The organism is Chitinophaga horti (assembly GCF_022867795.2).
GTDB lineage: Bacteria > Bacteroidota > Bacteroidia > Chitinophagales > Chitinophagaceae > Chitinophaga > Chitinophaga horti.
In genome coordinates this window covers 798,281-811,464 of the sequence record NZ_CP107006.1, presented here as the reverse complement: position 1 = coordinate 811,464, position 13,184 = coordinate 798,281, and the positions used below count along the sequence as shown (strand labels likewise).

The following is a 13,184-nucleotide window of genomic DNA, read 5'->3' as shown; positions in this document are numbered from 1 at the left end:
AATGTGCCGGCTGTTTGATTTATCCTATTCACCACCTAATTCTTCGCGTCAAAACTCTTTTCTATCCTGTCGTGCATTTCCGTAAGGTGAATACGGGTTACTTTATCCAAAGCCATATTCTTCATCTGGCGTTTGAACAATTGCTGCTGCTGCCTTAATGCATCACGCATAATGCCCTGCATGTCGGAACCGGCCACATTGTAAGTGCCCATGCTGATCATTCCTTTTGAATCCTGTGTGAAGGCCTGTTGTATCAGGCGCAGCACGTAGAGTTTCTGCAGGTTCCTGCGGTAGAAGTCCACGTTTTTACCTGCATATACTTCTGTAAGTATGCCTTTGTCCATATCCCGGAAAAACTCTTCCAGGGTGTATTGTCTGGCAGACTTGTTATACACTGGGTCCATCAGGTGGCTCATACGCCTGCGGCTGACCAGGAGGTCAATTCCTTCTTCCTGCATTTTGGCGAACTCCATACCGAACGAGTAAGGCAAACGTTCAAATATATCGCGGTTATTAAGCCATTCAGGTGTTTGAAAGAAGTAGTCGTTCAGGAATTTCATGGCACGTTTCTGCTTCTCATATTCCACCGGCACAAATACGGGGCCCGGATCGGCGGCCACTTTATAAGTATTATAAATGCCACCGATGTTTTTGGTCACGTGACCAAGGTAACGGCCGTACTGTCCCAGTACTTCAGAGTAAGTGGCTTCCAGCTCCTTGAAGCCTTCCTGCGGGATTTTGGTCCAGTTTACGAGTTGCGGAACAATCCTTTTCAGGTTTTTGATACCGTATTCACTCGCTTTCATGGCGTCATCGCCCAGGTCCTCGTTCTGGCTACGCGGATCATCTGGCTCCATTTCACCACCAAACCATAAGCGGTGGTTGTTTTTCAGGCTGTCTGAAACGATGCGGGCCAGCGCTTTCTGCTCTTCCCATTCATCTTTGTATTCAGGCCTCCAGCGATATCCCCACTCGATCGCCCACTTGTCGTAGTCGTTGATACGTGGGTAGAGCCCTTCGGTGCCAATATTATCTTCCGGTTGCGCTACGTAGTTGAAACGGGCATAGTCCATGATAGATGGCGTGTGACCATATTTAGCGAGCCATTGTTTATCGCGCAGTTTCTCTACCGGAACGGTGGAGCTGGAGCCGAAGTTGTGGCGCAGACCAAGGGTGTGGCCTACTTCATGCGATGACACAAAACGGATCAACTCGCCCATCAGGGCGTCGTCAATAACGGGTTTGCGGGCGCGCGGGTCGGAAGTAGCACACTGTACCAGGTACCATTTCTGTAACATAGACATTACGTTATGGTACCAGAAGATGTGGCTTTCGAGGATCTCGCCGCTGCGCGGGTCGTTTACGTTTGGTCCCATGGCGTTCGCGATCGCAGACGGACGGTAGATGATCGCGGAGTTACGCGCATCATCCAGGCTCCAGGTGCTGTCCTGTTCATTGGTTGGCGCTTCGAGGCCGATGATGGCATTCTTGAAACCTGCCTGTTCAAAAGCCTTGTTCCAGTCGTTAATACCAGCGATCAGATAAGGCACCCATTTCTTAGGTGTTGCCGGATCAATATGAAAAATTATCGGCTTTTGTGGTTCTACCAATTCGCCTTTCAGGTAACGTTGCACGTCTTCCGGCTTGGGCTCCAGCCTCCAGCGAACGGCGTAACTAACCACCTTTACACTTTGCGGATGAACATCAAAGTCACGGTGCGACTTCGTAAAATAGCCTACACGCTCGTCCATAATACGCGGGCGCATCGGCACTTCTGGCAGCAATACCAGCGAAGCGTTCAGCTCCACGGTGTAGTTGCTGTGCGTAGGATTCATGCCGGCAGCATACGTTTTAACCGCCCTCACTTCCAGGTTGGTAGGGTAAATTCTTACAGACTCGATGTAGCTGCGATCGTTCTGCTGCGCGCCCATACCAGCCCGCTGTTTCAGCTTATCATTCTCGAAATAAAGAATGTTGTTATCGCTGTTCAAAAAGTCAGTCACATCAATCACCGCAGCGGTGGAATCGTTATTATAAGCAGCAATCGGAAATGCCATGGCGATGGCCTGCACGTTGTTCAACGTTACACTTTTCGCCATATCCGAAGTAGAATCCTTTGTGTATTCGGTATAAGAAATACGACGCAGGAACATGCGGTCGCCGGGGCCTTTTTCAAAGCGGTACACCGACTCGCCAATCTGGTCACCCACGAGGCCGGAGGCTCCGTTACGCATGTCCACAGACGCTTTTGACACCCTGTTCACCGTCATGATATCGCGACGAAACAGTGTAAAAGGCACCTCAAAAAAGTACTTTTCGTCCTTCTTATGGATGGTGAGAAAGCCCTTACGCGTTTCCATATCCTTGGTGATCACCTCACTATACTTCTTCACCTTTGGCGGCTGATTCTTGCGGGTGCTGTCTGCAGCAGGTTTGGCGGCAGGAGCGGCAACAGTGGTCTGTCCTTTTTTCTTTTTCCGTTTCTGCGCGCTTGCAGAGCTGTCTGCTCCCATGATCGCACATGCGGTGAGCAATGCGAACAGCGGCAATTTTCTTGTAAGCATGATTAGTCTATTATAAGGATTTGATTACCTGGGATTCTGTTCGATCTCAGGATTCATTTGAATGTATTTAGTGGAGATAGGGAATACATAGCGGTTGGAATTTGGCGCCAATGTATACGTTTCACCGAGGTAAACACGCGTCATCGTTTGTGCGAAGCGCGCTTCCAGGTTCAGGCGTTTTTGATCGAACCAGCGGGTACCATTCCACATCATTTCCTTTCTTCTTTCCTCAAGGGATAAACGTAGTGCATCGTCCGGCGTGGCGGCTGTCAGCAACTGGTAGTCGGCTGGCAGGAAGCGGCTTTTCCGCAACTCATTGAGAACGTCTACAGCTTCCTGCGTTTTGCCGGCGCGTGCCAGGCATTCCGCTTTAGTCACCATCATCTCAGGTACATCCGGACCGATCTGCAAACCACCTACGTGATCGCCTACTAACACCAGGCGCTGACGAAAATATCCTCTACCTGTAAATACAGGTGATATAGGATAGCTTCCACCGTCTACGGTGTATACCCGCCAGCGGAGGTCTTGTGGCGTAAACAATGCCTGCAATGAGGCACTCATCGTAAAGTGGGAAAAGCTGGTATTGATACCCCTGGCAAACAAATATTCCGGGTTATTCTGCTTAGTGGGATAGAATGCACCGCTGACGAATGGGGCCAGATTTAACAACTGGTTGTTACGCGCCAGTGCGCTATCTGCATAGCGGCGGGCATCATCGTATGCTCCCATATACAAATGAGCACGCGTCAACAAACCATAAGCTCCCATTTGTGACCCCTCGTTGTTGCGGAATGGTTGCGACGGCAAAAACGGTATTGCTTCCACCAGATCTTTTACGATTTGTGTGTATACGGCTTTTACAGTGGCGCGTCGCATGTCTACGCCCTCGAATTGAGCTTTCAGCAGCATAGGCACACCGAGATCTGTGGCAGCCGTTGCTTCGTTATAATGTTTAGCATAAATGTTCACCAGATCCAGGTAAGCGGCGGCCCGAAACATACGCGCTTCGGCATGAATAGCCCGCTTCTGATCTTCCGTTCCACCTTCGCTTTCCATTACCGCATCGGTGATCTGGTTGGCGGTATAGATCATCTTGTAATAACGGTCCCAATCCGCATCGTTCAAATCCCCGTAAAGGTTTTCGGACCAGGTGTAAGCCATGCGGTTGGTGTTGGTGATACGTTGTTGCAGTATCGGATCGGCGATGTCCATATCATCATTCATCAGCAGCGGTAAGGTATAGCCGTTGTTCATGATAAATGTGTTGTTCAGCAACGCATCAAAGTCAGCGGTCAGCTTCAGCACTCGTCTTCCGGGCTGATCGATCTCCACGTATTTACGGCAACCTGCTGCAACCAGCATCAGGGCACCGAAAGTATATATCAAAAATGATTTTCTCATTGTTCAGACTTGGTTAGAAATTAACGTTGAGGGAAAAGTTGTAATTCGGCGCCGGACGCAGGCTGCTGTAATGGCTGGTAAAGATGTACTGCGGATCTACACCCACATCATTCTTTTTCCAGATCAGGCCGAGATTTGCCGCGGTTATTCCCACATTCACATTCTTTATAAAGGTGCCGATATTGCCCACCGCGTAGCTCAGACTTAACTGCTGGAAACGGATATTGTCGCCATCGATCACGTTGATATCTGATTGCGCAAACCAGTTCACAGAGTTGAAGTTGATATTGCTGATACCAATAATGTCCGTACGCGCTTCATCGCCCGGCTGGCGCCAACGGTTCACCATACCTTTCGCTGCACTCAGATAGCCGCTGGCCTGTGAGCCGGTAGGCAGGCTTCTTGAATCGATCGGGTCGTACATGATTTTATAACCTAAGTAATAAGCAATTCTGGCTACAAGAGTGAATTTCTTATAGCTAACGGTTTGGGTTAAACCGCCCGTTGTACGCGCCTGTGAATTTCCTACATATACCAGATCATCAAAGGTGATAGGCTTAGGAGCCAGAGAACTGATGATCTCACCTTTTGCATTATAGATCTGCGCCTGACCTTTATCATCCAGACCAGCCCAACGATAAGCAAACATCCTGTCTACCGGGTAACCGGAGATTTGTCCTGCATAAGTAGGCGAGGTTACGAACTGTGTACCGAAGCGATCGTCAGACACATTTGTCGAAGTATGTGCGATGTTGAATGACGGCGTCCATTTCCAATCCCTCGTGCGAATCACTTCGCCACTCACTGCCAGCTCAAAACCGTTGCTCTTCATGTTACCTGTATTGTACGTGAGGTTCGTCCAGCCCAACGTAGGGTTCACGTTCATGCTCACCAGGATACCATTGGAACGGCGCTGGTACACATCGAACGTAAACTGCAGCCGCTGCTGCAGCATACGCAGGTCGAGGCCTGTGTTGAACGTACGGGAAGTTTCCCAACGCAGATCAGGGTTGCCCGGGAGACTGATAGAGCCGTAAGGCAACGTACTGTTTTGGTCGATACCGGAATAGTTATACAGGGATAATGGGATACCATTGCTAGGCACTTTACCAGCGGTACCCACCGTGAACCTAACCGCCGCGTAGTTGATCGGTGTGATAGCGTCCATAAATGATTCCTGCGTAAGGTCCCACTTCACACCTGCCGACCAGAAAGGTTTTGCACGGTTTCTCCTCTCGAGTCCCAGTTCTGTATAGTCATCGAAACGAAGGCTACCAGACAGGAAGTAACGGCGTTTGAAATCATAGTTACCGGCAGCGTAGTACGACAGGTAACGGGTAATCGGGCGGTTGATGATGTTATCACTAAAACCCAATGTCCTGGTTTGCGCCACTGTAGGTGTAGACAAATACGTTTTATAAGGCGTCGTCGGGTTTACCACGGCCGAGTTACTCGCCATCAGGTCGTAACCATAAAACGTTTGCGTATAGCCCTCGCCTTTTGCTTCGCGGAATTCGTTACCAGCTACGAGGCCCACGTTATGATCATCACCAAATTGCTTGTGGAAATTGAATCCGAAACGCATGGTGTAATCCTGCATGAGCGTATTACTCGTTTTCAGGATAGCGCCTTTAGGCACACCATAAGTCAGGCGGCCATTTGCTTCGCGGGAAGTACCTTCATTTACCAGGTGTTTAGTGCTGTACGCGTTTTCGCGCGCCAGTTCATCAACAGTTGTACCGTTGCGCTGGTATGTACCGGAAGCTTCAAGATCGAGCCAATCGGTTACTTTACCGGTAAGCATCACGTTGATACGGCTGCTGTTTTTACGATAAGTGGTGGTGCTCGCATTCAGCTCATCCACTGCATTGTACGACCATGGGAAATAGCCCATACGCGTAAAGCTGTCGGTCACTGCTTTCGAGAACATATTATACTTCTGATCGAAAATATCTTCATATGGACGAAGGCCCTGCAAACCAGTACTGATAGAGGTTACGGCGGCATTATTCACTTCGCTTTTAGAATAATTTTGTGCGATGTTTACCGACATGGTGAGTTTATTCCGGAAGAAGCGGTTATTCACCCGCATGTTCGCGAAATAGGTTTCTGTGCCGTTGGCTTTAAAAACCGGGCGATCATTGGCGTAGTTACCGGAAATGTAGTAATCCGCATTACCTGCGCCGCCCGATACGGACAGTCCGTATTGTTGCGTAACAGCGTTCTGCAGCATGACATCACGCAGCTGCTTTTTGTTATCACGCTGTCCCAGTTGAGCCAGCATGGCATCGCGTTCCGCAGTGGTAATTTGTCCTCTCTTCGCCTGGAACATGATTTCCTGTGCGCGGCTTACACCCTGGTTACGCCAGTGGGTAAAAGGATCGGCAAAGAAGTTTTTGTCGAACAACTCCTGTTCAAACTCGATATAGTCCTTCGCGCTCATCACGTTCAGGTTGCTGAGATCAGCAGGCTGCGACACGCTCACGGCGGTAGAAAGGCTCACCGATGGCGTACCTTGTTTACCCTTTTTCGTTTCGATGACGATAACGCCATTTGCTGCCCGGGAACCCCAGATGGCTGCCGCTGCGGCATCTTTCAGGAAAGAAATGCTTTCGATATCGTTCGGGTTGATATTATTAATGACAGAATTGTTGGTAGACCTGTCCGTACGACCAATACCGGTAGATGGATTGCTGACGAGTGTATTCTCCAGCGCAGGGAAACCATCGATCACGATCAGTGGCATCCTTTCGGCGCCTAATGTAGAATAACTGTTAGGTGTTCTCATTTTGATCGTGTTCGTGCGTACATCGAATACTACGCCGGGCACCATGCCTTCCAGGCGTTCCATGATGTTCAACGCCGGACTTTGTTGAAGTTCCTTCGCTGTAACGACCGTGGCGGAACCGGTAATCTGTTTTTTATCAATGCGCTGGTAACCGGTACTCACCGTAACCCCTTCCAGCTGCAACTGCGTTACACGCATATTGATCGTCACGGTAATAGGCGCATTACCCACGGTTACTTTATGCGTCATGCGCTGAAAGCTCACGTGCGATATTTCTAAAGTGTATTCACCCGGTGATACATCATTGAAAGAAAACCAACCAGCCGCATTGGTAGTCGCCACCCTGCGGGAGGGCACCAGCAATACCGACGCATTGGGCACCGGTTGTCCGCGTTCGTCTTTCAACATCCCCTGTATCGCCTGCTGGGCAACGGGAGCCGTGGTTACGCTTGTTGCCTTCTTCTCCTTTAACAGGATGAAATTATCTTTTATGATATAATCCACAGGTTGGCCAGCCAGGCTTACGTCCAGGAAATTCCTTAGCGGTAAGTTCTGTACGGAAACCGTTACCGGGCGTGTATTGTCCAGCACATCACGGTTGTAGAAAACAGTGAACCCTGTCTGCTTTTCTATCTCAGAAAAAACTTGTTTCAATGGCACATTACGTACGCTGATAGAAACAGATTGCGAATAAGTGTTGGCATGCAATTGTAAAAGAAATGCCGTCATCAAAATGAAGGTAAGCTTCATTACTAACAAGATTTTGGTTAAAGCACCCGGCTTCTTCCCGGCCGCTGACCCACTCAGACCCTGACCAGGCCCCGAATGGTCCAGGGCATAGGAAGCCCCTGACGCAATAGCAGTTTTTTGCATAAATTGCATTTGATTGAAGGTTTAAAAATGAGACTAGACTACTCGTTTTAAATTGATCAGTCTTTACCGGGAGTCTGACCACTTCCGGTTTTTTATTGGTTGACAGATTTTTTATACTCTAGGCATAGCTTTCCTATATCATGTAAAACATGATTGTTATGCATTCTCCGCTTATTGATTATTGTTTATTTGTTACGATAAGTTTTTCCCCATCTATTCTAAACTGAACGCCTGACTCCTCTAAGGCTGCCAGCAGCTCTTTCAGGCTGATATTTCTAGGTAATTTTCCTCCAAAAACAATTCCCGGTATTCCGTGCTCATAAACAACATCTATATCATACCAGCGCTCTATCTGGCGCATGGCATCCTGCAAACTTACATCATCAAAGTCAAATACGCCGTTCTTCCAGGCGACCACCTTACCCAGGTCCGCATCCTGCGCAATCTTTATATCTGGTGCCAGACTGGCCTGCTGGCCTGGTTTTAAAGTAACCGCCTGCCCGCCTGCCGTTACACGGATCGCTCCGCTCAACAGGGTTGTACGGGAGGCGGTTTCGCTGGCATAGTTATTTACGTTAAAACTGGTACCCAAGACCTCAATAGCGGCCTCTTTTCCCATTTGTACTTTAAACGGCCGGCGCACATCCCGGGCCACTTCAAAGTAAGCCTCACCCGTTATCTCCACCACTCTTTCCTTACCAACAAACGCGGTGGGATAACGGAGAGCCGATGCAGCATTCAGCCACACATTCGTTCCATCCTGCAAGGTCACGCGGAATAAGCCTCCACGGGGCGTTTGCAGGGTATTATAAGTTACAGAAGCAGCGCTTCCGTTTTCGTCATATACTAACTGGCCGCCTTGTTGCTTCACGGTAGTGGCGCCCTGCTGCAACACCTGATTGCCTGCACTATCGAGCCTAACCGTAGATCCATCGGCCAATACCAGCACGGCTTTATTCGTACCAGGCGCCACATCCGGCATTGGTGCAGTAACCACCACCTGTTGAACCGGCTGCTCACGCGTTAACAGGTACGTGCCGCCCGTCGCTACGAGCAAAGCTGCTGCGGCTGCCCATGCCCAGCGGCGCATCGTAAACACACGCGCGGGCTGTTGCGCCGTAATTTTACGCCAGGAGGCTTCCACGTCGTACTGCGCATAACGCTCGTCCGGCTGTGTTAAACCTTCCCACTCAGCTTCCAGCAGCTCCAGGCGATGTTCATCGTTACGCTCACGCAGCGAGGCTTTCAGCAGCTGCTCCTCTTCCGGGGAGGCAGTGCCGTTCATGTAACGGTGGAATAATTCCTGGATCGCTTTCTCTTGCATAATCTATCTGGCTGCTATTAATAAAGACGGAAAAAAAGTGGCCGGGGGGCCATCGCTCCTGAAATTTTTTTAAAAATAATATCGAGTCCGGTGAGCATGGCTATCCATACCAGCGAAACGCCCGGCAGGCGCGAACGGATGTATTCGGTAATGGCGGCGATCGCCAGCTTCATATATTTCTTGACGGTAAGTACCGACAAGCCAGTTTGCCGTGCAATCTCGGCATGCGGTAGTCCCTGGCGGCGGGCCATCAGGTAAACTTTTTGTTGCTGCGGCGGTAAGTGGTTCACGGCTTCATCGAGCAGGGTGTACACCTGTTCGTCGGTGTCTGCCGGGCTGCCGGCGGCCGTATGCTCTTGCTCGGTTTCCCATTCAGCCGCAAGTTCGCGTTCCCGTACCAGCTTGCGAAGCTGGTCGAGTGCGTAGTTGCGACAAATGATAAAGAGATAGTTTTTGAAGCGATGCACCCCTTCGAGCGCTTCGCGACCCATCCAGATCTTGAGGAAAACATCCTGCACGATCTCTTCCGTATGACTTTCGGAGCGGGTGAGCTGGTATACGTAGGTAAGTAACAGGGGCTGATAAGCAAGCATTAGTTCCCGAAAGGCGTACTCATCGCCACCCGCGGTTCTCGACAACAATTCACTTTCGTTATTTAACCCTTGCCCGGACAATTGACCATTTAATTAAAACCAGGGTTAAAAATAATAATTTTTCGGGGGAAAGGATGCCACAGACAAGCGGGTGCCCCCGCAAGAAGGCACCCGCTATCTTTAAGACCGCAGTGAACGTGGGTTTACGGTACCGGAATAAACAATACAGCGTCTGCCACTACAATGCCATCTGCACCTTCGTTGGTAATCTCTACATAACCTTTCGCTCCCTTTGTAAGCTTCACCGTACCCAGCTCTACCCATTCGCCGGAGGTTTGTCCCTCCACCCGAACGGAGGCTGCTGTGTAACTTACCGGGGTAGTTTTACCATTTGCTGCCAATGTAATATTGGTTTTGGAAGACAGGCCGCTTTGTTTAGGCACGTACGTATAAATTTTATAATTGCCTGTTTTCAACACCTCCGGCGTAAACCGGATGCTGGCCTTTTCTCCCGCAGCCGCCTGGTGAACGGATGGACCGTAGGCGCCTTTGGTTTCACGCTTCCAGTTACCGGTACGCACGACTTGCGCATCGTCATCGTTATCCACCAGTATTTCAGCGGTAGCGCCGGTAGCAAGCGGACGTTGGGTCAGCAGGGCTTGTAGTTTACTGATATCTACATCCTGCACAGATTGTTTATTATCGATGGCCAGTGAAGCGGCGGTGGCGGCCGATTGACCCAGCACCATGAACACGGGCTCCATACGAATGCTGCCGTACGCAATGTGGCTGGCAGATAAACATACGGGCACCAATACATTTTTACAATCTTCCGCTTTCGGAATAATTGACCGGTAAGCGATCGGGTAAGGACCAAAGCCCCCCATCTGCACATCGCCTTCATTCTTCACCATGCCATTATGCACGATGCGCTGGCAGTTATGCGAATCCATGGTGTAAGCGGCCATACCAACGCCATCTTTCACTACTTCTTTACCCTGGCAGTTGGCCTGCGTCATCACATAAGCACCTATCATGCGACGCGCTTCGCGTACATACATTTGCGGCGACCAGTTGCCAAACTCCTGGTATTCATCTTTAGGGTAGCCCCAGTTCAGCATATCCTTACGCAGCTTTTCGGGCATACGTGGATCGTGGCCGATGAAGTACAGCAAGCCTTTATTATACAACTCATGCTCTTTTGTAATCTTCGCACGGGTGGCGTGATCAGCCTCCGGGTAGTCGTAGTTCATGCCGATCATGTCGGTAGAAAAAGCACCGTTGTTATTGATGTCGGTCTTGTGGTTCGGCATCAGGTCAAACTTCAGGAACGCGTTCAGGTTCTTTGGGTTTGTTTTTTCGATAACGCGTAACAGCAGCTCGTAACGCGACGCATCATATCCTGCGGGCTGCGTAATCGGGATCATGTTAGATGGCTGATTCGTAAGGCAGATGCGGAAGTTGTACGCCTGCACTTTTTTATCGCCACTGCCCTGCGGGGCCATGACCTCGCTGCTGATGCCCCATAACAGGCCGCTTTCGGGTTTACCTGGCGTCTTATACGGATCAATACCGTCCGGGAATTGGTGCTTCTGGTGCATTTGCACGCCATTGAAATCTTCTTTATACAATGCGTTCGCCTCACGGCCAACCGTATACGAAATACCGGCTTTCGCCATCAGGTCGCCTTCGTAACTACAGTCGATGAACATCTTGGCACGAACGATCACGTCGCCGGCCTTGATCTCTGTCACCTGCCCGTTGGCCTTCTTCAGGCTTTCGAGGGGCTTGTCGTAAAGGATGTCCAGGCTGGACTCGCGGATGTATTGCTGAAATGTGGCGAGTGCTACACTGGGCTCAAAAATCCATTGCTCGAACTTGCCGTAATGTTTACCCACGCGGCGATAGAAGTCGCGGGATAAACCGGTGATGGCGTACTTGTTGCCGATATCGGTAAAACCCAGGCCGCCTGTCGTAAGACCGCCCACCCGTTTGCCCGGCTCCAGCACCAGTACGGTTTTGTTCAGTTTTTTAGCAGTGTAGCCCGCGATAATACCAGCAGACGAACCACCGTAAATGCAGATATCCACCTGCTTTACCTGTTGCGCCGTCACGCTGCCGGAGAGCAGCGCGAGGCACAACAATACATTCCATCTTTTATTCATTCTGTTATATTGATTGATTAGTAACCTGGGTTTTGATCTTTCACAGGATCAATATACTTGTTATAGTTCGTTTCTGAAACAGGTATAGGCCATAATAAATGGCGTTGGGTCATATCTTTCCCCTTTGCCGCCTTAATGGCCTGCTGCGCAATGCCTAAACGTTTAAGATCGAACCAGCGCTTCGCCTCACCAACAGTTTCGTACCCTCTTTCTTTCATCACCAGGTCGATGAACGCCTGCTTACCCGCATAATCCGCCAGATTGAAATCAACGGTCGGATCAGCAATTAACGGATCTTTGCCATACGCGCGGCGGTGTACCATGTTCAGCTTTTCCATCGCATCCGCGTTCGGTGCGCCTGCTGCCTGGGCCACAGATTCTGCATAAAATAATAACACATCGGCGTAGCGGTACATCGGATAGTCGTTGCCACCTGCAGTCGTTGTTACGGGATCACTGAATTTTTTCAGCAGTACGGTGGTATTGCCAAGACCAAAGGTTTGGCTGTACCAGTTAAACCGATAGCGGAGATCTGCCTTGTCCCAATTGCGGAGCATTGGATTTTGTACAGAATCGCTGTAAAAGGTGTAAAAGCCGCCTGGCTTATAATAAGCCGTGCCTGGATAGTGGCAATACTGCGGGTATTGAAAACCCTGTGAAGCCGGTGTGCGGGAATATTTCACATAAAAAATCTCTTCGGGCGTGCCGTTGGCTTCGGCGCCGAATATCTTATCAAAATCATTCGCGACAGCCACTTTCACCAGCGAAAACTTACCCGCATTGATTACTTCTAACGCTTTATCGCGCGCTTTGTCATACTGGTAAACGTTCATATACACATCTGCCAACACGGTTTTAGCGACTAATTTTGACGGGGCCCCCAGCAACCTGGGATTATCCGGCAAGTTTTGTTCCGCCGACAGCAGATCGGTGATCATAAAGTCATACACTTCCGCCTGCGTAGCACGGATCACGTTCAGCGAATCCATATTATTTTCTGTACGGATAGGCACGCCTGCAAAGTTGCGCACCAGGAAGAAGTAAGACAGCGCACGCATGAAACGGGCTTCAGCCACGTACTGCTGCTTCTGCAGATCAGTCAGTTGTGTACCCGCGGGTGTTTTCTGGATCACGATATTGGCGTTACGGATGGCCTGGTAAAAGGCGCCCCACATATCGCCGGTGCGGGTAATGTTCGTATTATCGAGACCGTTATAGTCGTTCAACGGCGCATGGCTACCACGACCGTACAGGTACTCGGCATATATTTCCTGCTGACATTCGTACAACGCCCCCATTACGCCGGAACCGCGCGTAGGGGTGTAAATCGCGTTGAGGCCCGCCTCCACTTCGGCAGGCGTATTATAGAAAGCACCGGCATCAATAGCCTGCGGCGCCTCCACCAACAGGTCGGAGCAGGATGTGAGCGTTGCGGCTGTAAATAGTAAAATCAAATATCTTTTCATACAAGAT

At 50.0% G+C, this 13,184-nt stretch carries 7 protein-coding genes; all 7 read right to left on the bottom strand.

Features of this window, described 5'->3' with window-relative positions:
• Positions 1-35 precede the first annotated feature (35 nt).
• A complete protein-coding gene (locus tag MKQ68_RS03455) occupies positions 36-2,564 on the bottom strand; it encodes a zinc-dependent metalloprotease (RefSeq protein WP_264282096.1) in 2,529 nt (842 codons plus the stop codon).
• Positions 2,565-2,588: 24 nt separating this feature from the next.
• Entirely contained in the window at positions 2,589-3,968 is a 1,380-nt protein-coding gene (locus MKQ68_RS03450) for a RagB/SusD family nutrient uptake outer membrane protein (RefSeq protein WP_264282095.1), read from the bottom strand.
• A 13-nt stretch (positions 3,969-3,981) separates the two neighbouring features.
• Positions 3,982-7,506, bottom strand: a complete 3,525-nt coding sequence (locus MKQ68_RS03445; RefSeq protein WP_264282094.1) for a SusC/RagA family TonB-linked outer membrane protein — start codon at positions 7,504-7,506, stop codon at positions 3,982-3,984.
• Positions 7,507-7,807: 301 nt separating this feature from the next.
• Complete coding sequence (locus tag MKQ68_RS03440; protein ID WP_264282093.1) at positions 7,808-8,953, bottom strand: FecR family protein; 1,146 nt, start codon at positions 8,951-8,953, stop codon at positions 7,808-7,810.
• Positions 8,954-8,970: 17 nt separating this feature from the next.
• Positions 8,971-9,594, bottom strand: coding sequence for an RNA polymerase sigma factor (locus tag MKQ68_RS03435; protein WP_264282092.1), 624 nt, complete (start codon positions 9,592-9,594; stop codon positions 8,971-8,973).
• 155 nt (positions 9,595-9,749) lie between these two features.
• Positions 9,750-11,711: an FAD-dependent oxidoreductase gene (locus tag MKQ68_RS03430; RefSeq protein ID WP_264282091.1), complete on the bottom strand. Its 1,962-nt coding sequence runs from the start codon at positions 11,709-11,711 to the stop codon at positions 9,750-9,752.
• 17 nt (positions 11,712-11,728) lie between these two features.
• The gene (locus MKQ68_RS03425) at positions 11,729-13,177 is read right to left on the bottom strand and encodes a RagB/SusD family nutrient uptake outer membrane protein (RefSeq protein WP_264282090.1); all 1,449 of its coding nucleotides are present in this window, start codon (positions 13,175-13,177) and stop codon (positions 11,729-11,731) included.
• Positions 13,178-13,184 lie beyond the last annotated feature (7 nt).